This window comes from Nocardioides sp. Z43_10, assembly GCF_059766615.1.
In genome coordinates, this window is the sequence record NZ_JCBAJY010000004.1 from 372569 (window position 1) to 386511 (window position 13943).

The 13943-nt window shown below is 73.4% G+C and carries 13 protein-coding genes; 4 read left to right on the forward strand and 9 right to left on the reverse strand.

Translation table 11 applies throughout. The annotated features are described in order from the left end of the window. Positions 1 to 49: 49 nt before the first annotated feature. Together AC6EI4_RS10080 and malQ are read right to left on the reverse strand one after the other, a co-directional pair. A complete protein-coding gene (locus tag AC6EI4_RS10080; RefSeq protein ID WP_498422626.1) occupies positions 50 to 547 on the reverse strand; it encodes a flavodoxin family protein in 498 nt (165 codons plus the stop codon). Between the two features lie 4 nt (positions 548 to 551). Then, entirely contained in the window at positions 552 to 2405 is a 1854-nt protein-coding gene (gene malQ / locus AC6EI4_RS10085) for a 4-alpha-glucanotransferase (protein ID WP_498451358.1), read from the reverse strand. A 205-nt stretch (positions 2406 to 2610) separates the two neighbouring features. Between malQ and leuA the strand changes: the two genes are divergently transcribed. Next, positions 2611 to 4374 (forward strand): 2-isopropylmalate synthase, encoded by a 1764-nt coding sequence (gene leuA, locus AC6EI4_RS10090; RefSeq protein WP_498451359.1) that lies wholly within the window; start codon positions 2611 to 2613, stop codon positions 4372 to 4374. Between the two features lie 34 nt (positions 4375 to 4408). On the opposite strand, the gene AC6EI4_RS10095 is transcribed toward leuA, so the two are convergent. Further along, positions 4409 to 7186: a PAS domain S-box protein gene (locus tag AC6EI4_RS10095; protein ID WP_498451360.1), complete on the reverse strand. Its 2778-nt coding sequence runs from the start codon at positions 7184 to 7186 to the stop codon at positions 4409 to 4411. Between the two features lie 40 nt (positions 7187 to 7226). Next, on the reverse strand, positions 7227 to 7724 hold the full coding sequence (locus AC6EI4_RS10100; RefSeq protein ID WP_498451361.1) for a GNAT family N-acetyltransferase: 498 nt from the start codon (positions 7722 to 7724) through the stop codon (positions 7227 to 7229). A 49-nt stretch (positions 7725 to 7773) separates the two neighbouring features. On the opposite strand from AC6EI4_RS10100, the gene AC6EI4_RS10105 reads away from it, so the two are divergent. Together AC6EI4_RS10105 and recO are read left to right on the forward strand one after the other, a co-directional pair. Further along, the gene (locus AC6EI4_RS10105) at positions 7774 to 8643 is read left to right on the forward strand and encodes an alpha/beta fold hydrolase (protein ID WP_498451362.1); all 870 of its coding nucleotides are present in this window, start codon (positions 7774 to 7776) and stop codon (positions 8641 to 8643) included. 18 nt (positions 8644 to 8661) lie between these two features. Then, positions 8662 to 9390 carry a DNA repair protein RecO gene (gene recO / locus AC6EI4_RS10110; protein ID WP_498422637.1) on the forward strand — a complete coding sequence of 243 codons (729 nt, stop codon included), beginning with the start codon at positions 8662 to 8664 and terminating at the stop codon, positions 9388 to 9390. A gap of 6 nt (positions 9391 to 9396) precedes the next feature. Here recO and AC6EI4_RS10115 read toward each other — a convergent pair whose 3' ends face one another. After that, the gene (locus AC6EI4_RS10115; RefSeq protein ID WP_498422639.1) at positions 9397 to 9870 is read right to left on the reverse strand and encodes a MarR family winged helix-turn-helix transcriptional regulator; all 474 of its coding nucleotides are present in this window, start codon (positions 9868 to 9870) and stop codon (positions 9397 to 9399) included. 88 nt (positions 9871 to 9958) lie between these two features. Between AC6EI4_RS10115 and AC6EI4_RS10120 the strand changes: the two genes are divergently transcribed. After that, on the forward strand, positions 9959 to 10735 hold the full coding sequence (locus AC6EI4_RS10120; protein ID WP_498422641.1) for an isoprenyl transferase: 777 nt from the start codon (positions 9959 to 9961) through the stop codon (positions 10733 to 10735). Positions 10736 to 10759: 24 nt separating this feature from the next. On the opposite strand, the gene AC6EI4_RS10125 is transcribed toward AC6EI4_RS10120, so the two are convergent. The 4 genes from AC6EI4_RS10125 to AC6EI4_RS10140 are packed head-to-tail and all read right to left on the reverse strand — an operon-like array spanning position 10760 to position 13938. Beyond that, positions 10760 to 11179: a Fur family transcriptional regulator gene (locus AC6EI4_RS10125; protein ID WP_498422643.1), complete on the reverse strand. Its 420-nt coding sequence runs from the start codon at positions 11177 to 11179 to the stop codon at positions 10760 to 10762. Further along, complete coding sequence (locus tag AC6EI4_RS10130) at positions 11166 to 12170, reverse strand: metal ABC transporter permease (RefSeq protein ID WP_498451363.1); 1005 nt, start codon at positions 12168 to 12170, stop codon at positions 11166 to 11168. Before AC6EI4_RS10130 ends, AC6EI4_RS10125 begins: the two co-directional genes overlap by 14 nt. Continuing rightward, complete coding sequence (locus tag AC6EI4_RS10135) at positions 12170 to 12976, reverse strand: metal ABC transporter ATP-binding protein (RefSeq protein ID WP_498422647.1); 807 nt, start codon at positions 12974 to 12976, stop codon at positions 12170 to 12172. Before AC6EI4_RS10135 ends, AC6EI4_RS10130 begins: the two co-directional genes overlap by 1 nt. Continuing rightward, complete coding sequence (locus AC6EI4_RS10140) at positions 12973 to 13938, reverse strand: metal ABC transporter substrate-binding protein (RefSeq protein WP_498451364.1); 966 nt, start codon at positions 13936 to 13938, stop codon at positions 12973 to 12975. Before AC6EI4_RS10140 ends, AC6EI4_RS10135 begins: the two co-directional genes overlap by 4 nt. Between the last annotated feature and the right edge of the window lie 5 nt (positions 13939 to 13943).

Sequence of the window (13943 nt, forward strand, 5' to 3'; positions counted from 1 at the left end):
GTGTGGACGACTCCGCCGGAGCCGCGTGTGGCGATCCTACCGTTCGCGATCAGTCCAGTGTCAGCGCCGCGAGGGTGCCGCCCAGCTCGTAGCCGGCCTCGCGCTCCGCGCTGCCCACCTCGCCGAGCACCTCGAGCACCTCCGCGCCCTGGCGCCAGGGCAGGGCGCCGACGATGGAGAGCACCGAGCGCACCGCCCCGGTGGTGTCGTAGCGCCCGTGCACCCAGAGCCCGAACGGCTTCCTCGCAGCCGCCCCACCCGCCGCGCCGGAGTCGCCGGACCCGTCGTCGCTGAGGGCTCCGCCGGCCTCGAGGAAGATGGTGTCGAAGAAGTGCTTCAGCGCGCCGGACATGTAGCCGAAGTTGGCGGTGGTGCCGAGCAGCACGGCGTCCGCGGCCAGCACGTCCGCGGCGCGGGCGACCAGCGCCTCGCGGACCACGACCTCCACGCCCTCCAGGGCGTCGTCGCGGGTGCCCGCGAGCACCGCGTCGCTCAGCGCCCGCACCCCCGGGGTGGGGGAGTGGTGGACGACCAGCAGGCGCGGCACCGGCTCAGCCCCGCCGGCGGGCGCGGACCGCCTCGTCCACGCGGCGGGCCAGGCGCAGCGCGTCCTCGGAGCCGGTCAGCTCCTCCACCGACAGCGGCAGCGGGACCCGCCAGTTGGCCCGCTGCACGGTGCCCGGCACGTTGGGCCGGCGCTCCTCGAGCACCGCGTCCTCCAGGGCCACCGAGAGCAGCAGGCTCGGCGCGCGGCCCAGCTGGTCGTAGGCCGCGTCCACCGCCTCGGCGACGCTCGCCTGCTCGTCGAGGCCGTGGCGGCGCAGCCGGCCGAGCAGCTCGCGCCGGCCCGAGTGCACGTCCTCGTGGGTCATCGTGCTGCTCGCCAGGGCGTCCTCGGCGTCCGAGCCGGTCCACAGCCCGGCGACCGTCGGCAGGTCGTGGGTGGTCACCGCCCCCAGCGCGCACACCGGCCAGTCCTGCGGCTCCTGGTCCTCGAACCAGAGCACCTTGTAGGAGAGGATGTTGCGCTCGGTGAGGGTCTCGCGCACGCCCGGCTCGACGACCCCGAGGTCCTCGCCGACCACGATCGCCTGGGCGCGGTGCGACTCCAGCGCGACGATGTCGAGCAGGTCCTCGGCGGGGTAGCGGACGTAGCCGCCCTCTCGGGCCCCGTGTCCCTGCGGGATCCACCAGAGCCGGAAGAGCCCCATCACGTGGTCGATGCGCAGGCCGCCGGCTCCGGCGATCGTGCCGCGGACCGCGTCGATGAACGGCTGGTACTGCGCGGCCTGGAGCTGCCAGGGGACCAGCGGCGGGGAGCCCCAGTCCTGGCCGGTCGAGTTGAGCATGTCCGGCGGAGCGCCCACGGTCATCGCGTCGGCCAGCACGTCCTGCCAGGCCCAGGCGTCCGAGCCGGCGCCGGAGACCCCGATCGGCAGGTCCTGGATCACCGTGGTGGCGCCGGTGGCGTGGCGCAGCTGCACGTCGAGCTGCCACTGCAGCCACGCCTGGAAGTCGATCTCGTCGGCGTGCGCGCAGCGGAAGGCACCGACCTCGGCGCTGTCGGGTCGGCGCAGCCCCTCGGGCCAGGTCCGCCAGTCCGGGCCGTGCTCGGCGACGAGCACCACCCAGGTGGCGAAGGTGAGCAGCCCCTCGCCCTGCTGCTCGCGCCACGTCGTCAGCTCCGGGTCCGCCGGCGCCGCGTCGTACGCCGCACGCAGCGCCTCGCCCTTGAGTGCCCAGACGGCGTCGCGGTCGATCAGCTCGCCGGCGTTGAGCAGGCGGCGCCGCTCCTCGTAGGCGGCCGCCAGCGCGGCGTCGTAGCCGGGCACGTCCTCCACGCGCAGGTAGATCGGGTTGCGGAAGCGACGGGTGGCCGGCAGGTAGGGGCTGGCCTCCTGCGGCGAGACCGGCGCGACCGCGTGCAGCGGGTTGATCAGCAGGAAGCCGCCACCCAGGCTCTCGGTCCAGCTGCGCAGCCGCCCCAGGTCGGCGAGGTCCCCGATGCCCCAGCTGTCGTGCGAGCGGGCGCCGTAGAGCTGCACCGCCCAGCCCCACTCCTGGTGCGCGGGAAGCCAGCAGCGTCCCGGGGAGACGATCAGCCGGCGACCGACGGCGTGCGCGTCCTCGGCGCCGGTGATCCGGTGGTAGCCCAGCGGGAAGTCCTCGGGCAGGGTGTCGCCCACCGTGCGGACGCTGCCGTCCTCGCAGGTGACCTCGACGGTGCCCAGGCCGGTGGCGCGCCCCGGCCGGGTGACCAGCGGGATGCGGTGTCGGTGGCCCTCGGGGGGTAGGCCGAGCGCGCCGCGCAGCAGCTCGACGGTCTCGTCCGGCAGGCGCTGGGGACGCCCGTCGGCGTCGATCCAGTCCTGCTGGATGCCCCAGGGGTCGGTCGGGCTGCTCATCGGATCCATGGGGGCGACATTGCCCGGGACCGACCCGACCTATGCGTTAAGGTGGTCTTCGTCATGATCATGCGACGCCTTCTCCTTCGCTGCCGCAGCGAGGTCTGACCAGCCGGACCTCCTCGCTGCGGAGTGTGTGTGCCTGCCGGCGCCCCCCGAAAACCCTGACCGTGGTCCTACCGGTCAGCCACCAGCGAGGACACCCATGAACCACCTGAGCAACGCCAGCAACCAGCAGCAGCCCAGCGGGATGCCGGTGGCACGCTACCGCCCGTTCGTGCCGGTCGACGTACCGGACCGGACCTGGCCGGCGAAGAAGATCACCCGTGCCCCGCGCTGGCTCTCCACCGATCTGCGCGACGGCAACCAGGCGCTGATCGACCCGATGACGCCGGCGCGCAAGCTGAAGATGTTCGACCTGCTCGTGAAGATGGGCTACAAGGAGATCGAGGTCGGCTTCCCCAGCGCCAGCCAGACGGACTTCGACTTCGTCCGTCAGCTGGTCGAGCAGGACCGGATCCCCGACGACGTGCGGATCTCGGTGCTGACCCAGGCCCGTGAGGACCTCATCGAGCGCACCGTCGCGTCGCTGGTCGGCGCCGAGCGGGCCACGCTGCACCTCTACAACGCGACCGCCCCGCTGTTTCGCCGCGTCGTCTTCGGGGTCACCGAGGCCGAGTGCCGCACCATCGCCACGCGCGGCACCGAGCTGGTGCTGAAGTACGCCGAGCAGAGCCTGGGCGCCGCGTTCTCCGAGTTCGGCTACCAGTACTCGCCGGAGATCTTCACCCAGTCCGAGACCGACTTCGCCCTCGAGGTCTGCGAGGCCGTCTCCGACGTCTGGCAGCCCGAGGCGGGCCGCGAGATCATCCTCAACCTGCCGGCGACCGTCGAGATGTCGACGCCGAACACCTACGCCGACCAGATCGAGTACTTCTCGCGCGGGCTGACCCGCCGCGAGCACAGCGCGATCAGCCTGCACCCGCACAACGACCGCGGCACGGCCGTCGCGGCCACCGAGCTGGGCCTGATGGCCGGCGCCGACCGGGTCGAGGGGTGCCTGTTCGGGCACGGCGAGCGGACCGGCAACGTCTGCCTGGTGACGCTGGGGATGAACCTGTTCAGCCAGGGCATCGACCCGCAGATCGACTTCAGCGACATCGACGAGGTGCGCCGCACGGTCGAGTACTGCACCCAGCTGCCGGTGCACCCGCGTCACCCCTACGCCGGCGACCTGGTCTACACCGCGTTCTCCGGCTCCCACCAGGACGCGATCAAGAAGGGCCTGGAGGACCTCGAGCGCCAGGCGGCGCAGGCCGGCAAGCCGGTCTCCGAGATCGCCTGGGAGGCCCCCTACCTGCCGATCGACCCCAAGGACGTGGGCCGCTCCTACGAGGCGGTGATCCGGGTCAACAGCCAGTCCGGCAAGGGCGGCGTCGCCTACATCCTCAAGGCCGAGCACAAGCTGGACCTGCCGCGCCGCGCGCAGATCGAGTTCAGCCGGGTGATCCAGGAGCACACCGACTCCGAGGGCGGCGAGATGCCGCCCGAGGCGATCTGGGACGTGTTCCGTGCCGAGTACCTGGAGCGCACCGCCCCGCTGCAGCTCAACTCCGTGCACACCTCCTCGGCCGCCGGTGAGAAGGACGCGCTCGAGGTCAACGTCTACGTGGACGGCGAGGCGCGCCTGCTCTCCGGCACCGGCAACGGCCCGATTGCCGCGTTCGTCCAGGCCCTCAACGGGCTCGTCGCCGACGAGCACGCCGCCGGCAACCCCGCCTACGAGCACCGCGGCGACGTCCGGGTCCTGGACTACCACGAGCACGCGCTGTCGGCGGGCGGGGACGCCCTCGCCGCGGCGTACGTCGAGTGCGCCGTCGGTGAGAAGGTGCTGTGGGGCGTGGGCATCGACGCCAACATCGTCACCGCGTCGCTGAAGGCGGTCATCTCCGCGGTCAACCGCGCCTGAGGGCCGGCCGGGCCCTCGCCGGGCCCGGCCGGGCTCAGCCGGCGTGGGACGTGGTGAGCGGCAGGGTCACGGTGAACGTGGTGCCCGCCAGGTGCGCGGACTCCACGTCGATGACCCCGCCGTGCGCCTCCACGATGGAGGCGATGATCGACAGCCCCAGCCCGGTGCCCTGGATGGCCCGCGCCTGGGCGGTGGAGGAGCGGAAGAACTTCTGGAACAGGCCCGCCTGCTCCTCCACCGGGATGCCGATGCCGCTGTCGGAGACGACCAGGACCGCGCGGGCCCCGTCGCGCTCCACGCGACAGCGGATCAGGCCCTCGTCCTCGGTGAACTTCACGGCGTTGTTGAGCAGGTTGAACGCGACCCGCTCGAGGTGGGCCGGGTCCCCGTCCACGGGTACCTCGTGCTCGGCCATCTCGAAGACGACCTCCAGCTTGCGCCCGGCCAGCAGCGGGTCCAGCGCCACCCGGGCACGGTGCACCACCTCGGCCAGGTCGACCCGCTCGCGCTGCCAGGTCGCCGTACCGGACTCCAGGCCGGACAGCATCAGCAGGTCGTTGGCCAGCGCGATCAGCCTGGTGCCGTTGCGCTCGATGGCGGCGAGGAAGGGGACCTGCTCGGGGAGGGCGTCCACGATCGAGCCGTCCTGCAGCATCTCGGTGTAGCCGACGATGCTGGTCACCGGGGTGCGGAGCTCGTGGCTGACGGTGGAGACGATGTCGTTCTTGGCGTTGTCGAGCTGACGCAGCCGCTCCACGGCGTGGCGCTCCTTCTCGAGCGCGGTCACCAGCATCTCCTGGCCGCGTCGCTTCTCGGTGACGTCGCGGGCCACGCACAGGAAGCCGATGCCCTGCTCGGAGGCGTCCTTGACGATGCTCAGCGTCATCGAGACGGTGATCTCGCGCCCGGTGCTCGTGGTCCACGCACAGTCCCCGAGCTGGGGCGTCCCGGTGTGGCGCAGCTCGGCGACCAGGGGCGCGAAGGCGACGGTGCCGTCGGCCTCGCGCGGCCACGACCTGGTGTGCGAGGCGGCCAGGATCTCGGTGAAGCGCCGTCCCACCATCTCCTGGGCCGGATAGCCCAGCAGGTGCCGGGCGCCGGTGTTGAACACGGTGATCAGGCCGTGGTTGTCCACCCCGATCAGCGCCGTGGTGTTGTCGGCCTGGATCAGGTGGGTCATCAGGCTGGTGCTGCTGCGCTCCTCGGTGACGTCCAGACCGGTCATCACCAGGTAGAGCGGCGCCCCGTCGTCGTCGTGGACGCAGTCGTTGCTCCACACCACCCGACGCCGCCCGCCGTCGGCGCAGTGGGTGTCGGTCTCCTGGGCGCGCGGGAACTCGCGCACGTCCAGCGGGGAGAAGAGGCCCTGCACGTGCGCGCGCTCGGCGGGCGGCACGATGCACTCCCAGACCGGGCGGCCCTCGAGCTGCTCGGAGGTGAAGCCGGTGAGCCGGGTGGCGGCGGGGTTGCTGCGCAGCACCGTGCCCTGCAGGTCGACGAGCAGGATCATGCAGGCCGTGGTCTCCACGGTGGCGCGGATCAGCTCGCGCTCGGCGCGCAGGTGCTCGCGGGCCTGGTGCTCGGGGGTGAGGTCGACGATCTGAGCGGAGAACGCCGGCTCGCCCGCGGAGTCGCCCAGGGAGGAGACCGCGATCTCCAGCAGGGTGTCGCGGCGACCGGGCAGTCGCACCTCGCCGCGCCAGCAGCACTCGGCGCCGACCCCGGCGAGGATCTCGGAGGTCGTGGCCGAGGTCTCCACCACCCGGCCGAGCGGTCGTCCGATCAGCGCGTCACGTTCCGTGCCGAGCATCTGGGTCGCCACCGCGTTGATGTCGGTGATCTCCAGCCCTCGCGGGGTCTGGCGCAGCAGCGCCATGCCCACCATCGAGTCGGTGAAGCTGCGGCGGAAGAGCCGCTCCCGGGCGGAGACCTCGGCCAGCAGCTCGCGACGCTGCTCGACGGTGAGCGCCAGCGGGAGCGCCATCAGGGCGGCACAGACCAGGTAGGCCTGGACGAGGGCGTTGATCGTCTGCGCCGGTAGGGCGACGTCGCCCAGGCCGTGGGCGAAGGGTCCGCTGCGCTGGGCCGCGGTGAGCGTGACGATGACGCACAGCGCCACCAGCTGCAGGCTCGTCACCCGGGCCCCCATCCGCAGGCCCGCCCAGATCAGCAGCGGCAGCGGCAGGAAGGCCAGGGACAGCGTCTGGGCGGGGGAGAACGCCACCGTCAGCACGACGGCCAGCGCGAGGCACTGCACCAGCAGCTCCTGGCGCCGGTACGGCGCAGCCGAGCGCCGCCAGGTCAGCACCAGGGGGACGATCACCAGGTCCGCCGCAGCGTTGGCGGCGGCCACGGTGAGGAACGCGCGCGCGTACGGGTCCGAGCCGGTCAGCGCGGCGATCCCGGCGAAGCCCAGGCCGCTGACCCCGGCCCCGGCCAGCACCGCGCCCACCAGGCGCACGAAGTCCTCGAGCGTGCGCAGCTGCGGCCCCGGGCCACGGCGCAGGCACAGCCCCGCGGTGACGGCGGCGCACGCGTTGACCAGGCCGAAGGCAGCGGCCAGGCCCAGCGGCACCCCGCCCAGGTGGTTCCCGGCCGCGGAGCAGACGGCGACGAGCACACCCAGCCCGGGCCACCACGAGCGCGGGCCGAGTGCGACCAGGGCCATCGCGATGCCGGCCGCCGGCCACCAGTGCGCGACGTAGGTGTCGCCGGGGGTGAACGCGACCGCGAGCACCGCCGTCACGACGATGCCCGCGGCGGAAGCCAGCACGCCCAGCTGGGCAGGCCGGACGCGTCCCGAGGAGCTCATGGGGTCAGTCTCGTGTACTCAGACGCGTCGCGGGGCGACTTCAGTGACGACCCGGACACGATTCGTCGCGGGGCAGCACCAGACGTTCGGCGACCAGGTCCGAGCCGGGGCGCAGCGGACGCCGTTGCCCGGTGGGCACGAAGCCCCGCGACAGGTACGCCGACCATGCCGTCGCGTTGCTGTGCACGACGTCGAGCTCGCTGCCGCGCCCCTCGGCGCGGGCGCCGGCGACGATCTCGTCGAGCACCAGCCCGCCCAGGCCCGTGCCGCGGTGGGCGGGGTCGACCCACATCGCGACCACCTGCACCGGCTCCGGCGCCTCGCCGATCCCGGCGCCCAGGGCCGCCGGCACGCCGTCGACCAGCGCCACCACCGCGCGCCCGCTGGTGCGCTGGCGCCACTCGGCCTCGGTGAACGCGCGCTCGCGCGCCAGCGTCGAGCCGAACGCGTCGGGGGAGTCCTCCAGCGCGCGCAGGCGGATGGCACGCCACAGCCGCCAGTCCTCGGGGCCCACCCGGCGCAGTTCCACATCGCTCATCGGTCGAGGATCGCAGGCGCGCGGCCCGCTCAGCCACTACATTGCCGTCATGGTCGTGGTCTCCGAACGCATCGGGCAGTTCTTCGTGGGCAGCGGCGGGGAGCGTGACCGGCTGGAGTACACCGAGTACGGCGCGGGCGGGTCCTGGGTCGTGCTGCTGCCCGGGCAGCTGATGCCGCGCCGGATGCACCAGCCGCTGGCGCGCAGCCTCGCCGCGGCCGGGCTGCACGTGGTCACCCTGGACCTGCTCGGGCACGGCCGCTCGGACCGCCCGGCGGACCCGCTGGTCTACTCCACCACCGCCTTCGCCGAGCAGGTGGTGTCCCTGCTCGACCACCTCGGCGCCGAGGAGGCGGTGATCGGCGGCACGTCGCTGGGGGCGAACGTCGCCCTCGAGGTGGCCGTCGCGGCCCCGGAGCGGGTGCGCGGCCTGATCGCGGAGATGCCGGTCCTCGACAACGCGCTGGAGGCGGGCCTGCTCACCGCGGTGCCGCTGCTGTTCGCCTCCCGGTTCCTGCCGCTCTCGGTGAGCGCCGTACGGCGGGTGACCCGGCAGATCCCGCGCGGCCTGGTGCCGTTCTGGCTCGGCGTGGGGCTCGACATCTGCGACCAGCGACCGGCGCCGATGGCCGCCCTCGTGCACGGCGTCTGTTTCGGCCGGATCGCGCCCTCCTCCCGGCAGCGCCGGGCGCTGCGGATGCCGGCCATGGTGGTGGGACACCCCTCCGACCCGCTGCACCCGGCCGCCGACGCGGCGATGCTGGCCAACGAGATGCCCCACGCGACGTTCGTGCGGGCCACCAGCGTGCTGGAGTGGCGGGTGCGCCCACGCCGCCTCGACGAGGAGGCGACCCGCTTCGCGCTCGCCTGCTGGCCCCAGTCGAGCGCCACGTCGCGCCGACGCCGCGCCGGCGCCTGAGCACGGCACAATGGGGGGGTGCCCCTCTACCGCGACGAAGCGATCGTCCTGCGCACCCACAAGCTGGGTGAGGCCGACCGCATCCTGACGCTGCTGACCCGCAACCGCGGGCGGGTGCGGGCGGTGGCCAAGGGCGTGCGTCGCACCACGTCGCGCTGGGGCTCGCGCCTGGAGCCGTTCACCCACGTCGACCTCCAGCTCGCCGAGGGCCGCAACCTCGACACCGTCACCCAGGCCGAGACCCTGAACCCCTTCTCGGCCGGACTGGGTCTCGACTACGACCGCTACACCGCGGGCACGGCCATGCTCGAGACCGCCGACCGGCTGGTGGTGGAGGAGGGCCAGCCGGCCGTGCAGCAGTTCCTGCTGCTGGTCGGAGGGCTGCGAGCGCTGACCGCCGGCGAGCGGGGCTCCCACCAGGTGCTGGACTCCTACCTGCTGCGCTCGCTGTCGGTGGCCGGGTACGCGCCGTCCTTCGACCACTGCGTGCGCTGCGGGGTGGCCGGGCCGCACCGGTGGTTCAACCCGTCCGCCGGGGGTGTGCTGTGCGCGGCCTGCCGGCTGCCCGGGTCCGCGTCGCCGCCCGCGGAGACGATCCGGGTGCTGGGCGCCCTGCTGGCCGGGGAGTGGGACGTGGTGGAGGCCGCGGAGCCGCGGCACCTGCGCGAGGCCAGCGGCCTGGTCTCGGCCTACGTCGCGTGGCACCTCGAGCGTGGGCTGCGCTCGCTGGAGTACGTCGAGCGCTGAGCGCCGCTACTCGGGCGGCGGGGGCTGCCCGGGGATGGCGTCGTTCTCGATCCACTCCGAGATCGTGTTGTTGAAGCGGGTCAGGCCGCGCAGGAACTCGGCGCGGTCCTCGGTGGACCAGTCGGCCAGGATCGTGGTGAGCATCTGGCGGCGGTGCCCGCGGGCACTGTCCACCGCGAGTCGCCCCTCGTCGGTCAGCGTCACGATGCTGGCCCGGCGGTCCTGCGGGTCGACGGCCTTCTCCGCGAGCCCGAGGCGGACCACGGCCTGCACCTGGCGGGTGATCGTGGACGGGTCGAGGCTGAACGCGGAGGCGATCCGGCCCAGGCGCTGGGGGCCCTCATCGGCGAGCAGGCAGAGGATCCCGTAGGTGGACCGGTCCAGCTCGTAGGCCCCCGAGGACGTCACCACGTGGATGGCGAACGTGCGCCGGAAGAGCATGAAGAGCTGGTGCTCGATCTCTTGGTCGATGCTGGCCACGGCGCATCCTCCTCTGAGGCGCACCGCCGAGGGGTGCGGCCCCGGGGACAGCATAGGTGGCGCGCGGCCAGGTCCTAGTCTTTCGCCTGTGAAGCGCGCCGTTCGTCCTCCGACCCCCCATCCCTCCGGTGAGCGTCCCCCGTCGGTGCCCCCCGAGCTGGTGCCCCGGCACGTGGCCATCGTGATGGACGGCAACGGCCGGTGGGCCAAGGAGCGCGGCCTGCCGCGCACCGCGGGGCACGAGCAGGGCGAGAGCTCGCTGTTCGACGTGGTCGAGGGCGCCATCGAGATCGGCGTCAAGGCGGTGTCGGCCTACGCGTTCTCCACCGAGAACTGGTCACGCTCGCCCGACGAGGTCCGCTTCCTGATGGGCTTCAACCGCGACGTGATCCGCCGGCGCCGCGACGAGATGCACGAGCTCGGGGTGCGGGTGCGGTGGGCCGGGCGCGCGCCGCGGCTGTGGAAGTCGGTGGTGCGCGAGCTGCAGGTGGCCGAGGAGCTCACCCGCGACAACGACGTGCTGACGCTGACCATGTGCGTCAACTACGGAGGCCGCGCGGAGGTCGCCGACGCGGCACGCTCCATCGCCCGCGAGGTGGCCGCGGGACGGATCAACCCGGAGAAGGTGGACGAGCGGATGTTCGCCCGCCATCTCTACGTCCCCGAGCAGTCCGACGCCGACCTGGTCTGGCGGACCTCGGGGGAGCAGCGGCTCTCGAACTTCATGCTCTGGCAGGCCGCCTACTCCGAGCTCGTGTTCAGCGACGTGCTGTGGCCCGACGTCGACCGGCGCCACCTCTGGGCCGCGATCGACACCTACGCCCGCCGCGACCGGCGCTACGGCGGAGCCCAGCCGAACCGCTGAGAATCCGGGTCCGGCCGTGGCCGGTCAGCCGCGGCAGGTCGGGCAGGTGCCGAAGATCTCCAGGGTGTGGCTCACCGCGGAGAAGCCGTGCTGGGCGGCCACCGAGGCGGCCCAGCGCTCGACGGTCGGGCCCTCCACCTCCACGGTGGCGCCGCAGGCGCGGCACACCAGGTGGTGGTGGTGGCTCTCCGAGCAGCGCCGGTAGGAGGCCTCCCCGTCCGCGGCACGCAGCATGTCCACCTCGCCGTGGTCGGCGAGTCGCTGCAGCGTGCGGTACACGGTGGCCAGGCCGACCTGCTCGCCGCGGCGCCCGAGCAGGTCGTGGATCTCCTGGGCCGAGCGGAAGTCGGAGCACGCCTCGAGCGCCTCGATGACGGCGAGCCGCTGGCGGGTGGGCCGTACGGCGGGCCGCGGCGGGTTCGGCGAGGGCTCAGTGCTCGTCATAGTGGCCTCCCTGGGGTGCGTGGCGGTGCCCGTCGTGCAGGTAGTCGACGTGGTCCCCGTGCTCGACGGCCTGGTGGCCGCAGCCCGGCCCGTGCGCGTGGGGATGCTCCTCAGCCGGTCGCACGGCCTCGTCCCCGAGGATGGGGAACGGCACCCGTAGGCGTCGGCGCCGACGCAGCCAGACGCCCAGCGGCCAGGTGAGCGCGAACCCGGCCAGCGAGAGCAGCACGATCGTCGGGCCGGTGGCCACGCTGGCGTCGTGCTCGACCCCGAGCCACGCCGCGAACAGCAGCCCGCCGACGGCGGCGCCCGCCCCGAGCGCGGTGGCCAGCGCGAGCGTGGTCCGGAAGGAGCGCATCAGCTGCTGGGAGGTCGCGACCGGCACCACCATCAGCGCGGAGACCAGCAGCAGGCCGACGGTGCGCATCGCGACGGTCACGGTGACCGCGCCGAGCACGGCGACCAGCAGGTTGTAGGCGCGCACGTTCAGCCCGGCGACCCGGGCGAACTCCTGGTCCTGGGCCACCGCGAACAGCTGGGGCAGCAGCCCCACGCCGAGCGCGGCCACCACCAGCGAGAGCGCCACGGTGAACCAGACGTCGCCGTCGCTGAGCGAGGTCAGCGAGCCGAACAGGAACTGGTTGAGCCGCGAGGCGCTCTCCCCGCCCAGTCCGGCGAGCAGGACGCCGCCGGCGATGCCGCCGTAGAACAGCAGGGCCAGGGCGACGTCGCCGTTGGCCGGTCCGCGCTCGCGGATGATCTCGATCAGCGCCGCGCCCAGGATGGCGACGACCACCGCGGTCCAGGTCGGGGACGTGCCGGTGACCAGGCCGAGGGCGACGCCGGTGACCGCGACGTGTCCCAGCCCGTCGCCCATCAGGGCCAGTCGGCGCTGGACCAGGTAGATGCCCACGATCGGTGCGGCGAAGCCGGTGAAGAGCGCGGCGACCAGCGCGCGTTGCATGAACGCCAGTGAGAGCAGGTCGGTCATCAGAGGTGGTCCTCGGGATCGGCCGGATCGAGCGGCGAGCCGACGTGGGGGGTGTGGTCGGGGCGCGCGGCCCCGGCGTGGTGGTGCCCGTGCTCGGCCATCAGGTCCTCGGCGCTCAGCGGCGGGCCGTCGTAGGAGACCCGGCCGTCGCGCATCACCACGGCGCGGTGCACCAGCGGCGCCAGCGGGCCGAGCTCGTGGGCGACCAGCACGATCGTCGCGCCGCGCCCGGAGAGCAGCTCGAGGGCGCGGGCCAGGGCCTGCTGGTTGGGCAGGTCGACGCCCGCGGTGGGCTCGTCGAGGAAGAACAGCTCCGGCTCGCCGGCGAGCGCACGGGCGATCAGCACCCGCTGCTGCTGGCCGCCGGAGAGGGTGGAGACGCCGTCGCGGGCGCGGTCGGCGAGACCGACGACCTCGAGCGCGTCGCTCACCGCCCGGCGGTCGGCGGCACTCATCGGCCGCAGCAGACGGCGCCGGGTGAGGCGCCCGGAGGCGACCACCTCGGCGACCGAGGTCGGCACCCCGCTGGCGGCGCCGGGGCGCTGCGGGACGAAGCCGATGCGCTGCCAGTCCCGGAACGAGCGGATCGGGGTGCCGAAGAGCCGCAGCTCGCCCCCGGCCAGCGGACGCAGCCCGGTCATCGCCCGGACCAGGGTCGACTTCCCGGACCCGTTGGCCCCCATCAGGGCCACGAACTCGCCCGGTCGCACCGCCAGGTCGATCCCGCGCAGGATCGGTCGCCCGGCGATCTCGACACAGCCGTTGCGGACCTCGACGGCAGTCTGGGGCGGGGAGTCGTGTCTCAACAGCCGTTCGCCTTCTGCAGGGCGCGCAGGTTCGCGCGCATGAGGGAGAGGTAGTCCTCCCCGGAGGTCTGGTCCGAGAGACCCTCGAGCGGGTCGAGCACGTCCGCGCGCACGCCCACGTCGGCGGCCAGCGTCTCGGCGGTCTTGGGGCTGACCAGGCTCTCGGAGAAGACCGTGGTCAGGCCCTCGTCACGGATCAGCTCCTGCAGGCGGGCCAGGTCCGCCGGGGACGGCTCGGCGTCGGGGGAGAGGCCGGCGATCGGCTCCAGGTGCAGCCCGTAGCGGCTCAGGTAGCCGAACGCGTCGTGGTTGACCACGACCAGGTCGCGCTCGCACGACGCCAGCCCCTTCTCGTACTCGGCGTCGAGCCTCTCGAGGTCGGTGCGCAGGGCCGTCGCGTTGGCGGCGTAGTCGTCGGCATGGTCGGGGTCGAGCTCGCTCAGCTCGTCCGCCACGGCGTCGCCGAGCTCGGCCATCCGCAGCGGGTCCAGCCAGAAGTGCGGGTCCTCGTCACCGTGGTCGTGGCCCTCCTCGTCGTGCCCCTCGTCGTGCCCCTCGTCGTGCCCCTCGTCCTCGTGGGCCTCGTCGCTGTGCTCGGCGTACGGCTGCAGGTCGACCGCCGAGCCCGCCTCGAGCACGGCGCCCTCGGCGTTCTCCTCGACGGCGGCGTCCACGGCCGGCTGGAAGTCCTCGAGATAGACCACCAGGTCGGAGCCGGCGAGCCGGGCGGTGTCCTTGATGGCGAGCTCCAGGTCGTGCGGCTCGCCGCCGGGGCGGGTCAGGTTGGTGACCTCGGCGTGCTCGCCGCCCACCCGCGAGGCGACGTACTCCAGCGGGTAGAACGCGGCCGCCACCTCCAGCGTGTCGCCGGAGGTCCCGGCCGAGTCCGAGCCGGTCCCGCAGCCCGCCAGCAGCAGGGCGGTGGCGGCGACGGCGACGCTCGGGCGGAGAAGGCGGTGCATGAGAA

Bases quoted from the DNA above. Each gene is read 5' to 3' on its own strand.
- AC6EI4_RS10095 (WP_498451360.1), bottom strand. From the start codon at position 7,186: ATGAGCTCCTCGGGACGCGTCCGGCCTGCCCAGCTGGGCGTGCTGGCT.
- AC6EI4_RS10100 (WP_498451361.1), bottom strand. From the start codon at position 7,724: ATGAGCGATGTGGAACTGCGCCGGGTGGGCCCCGAGGACTGGCGGCTG.
- AC6EI4_RS10105 (WP_498451362.1), top strand. From the start codon at position 7,774: ATGGTCGTGGTCTCCGAACGCATCGGGCAGTTCTTCGTGGGCAGCGGC.
- AC6EI4_RS10140 (WP_498451364.1), bottom strand. From the start codon at position 13,938: ATGCACCGCCTTCTCCGCCCGAGCGTCGCCGTCGCCGCCACCGCCCTG.
- AC6EI4_RS10130 (WP_498451363.1), bottom strand. From the start codon at position 12,170: ATGACCGACCTGCTCTCACTGGCGTTCATGCAACGCGCGCTGGTCGCC.
- AC6EI4_RS10125 (WP_498422643.1), bottom strand. From the start codon at position 11,179: ATGACGAGCACTGAGCCCTCGCCGAACCCGCCGCGGCCCGCCGTACGG.
- leuA (WP_498451359.1), top strand. From the start codon at position 2,611: ATGAACCACCTGAGCAACGCCAGCAACCAGCAGCAGCCCAGCGGGATG.
- malQ (WP_498451358.1), bottom strand. From the start codon at position 2,405: ATGAGCAGCCCGACCGACCCCTGGGGCATCCAGCAGGACTGGATCGAC.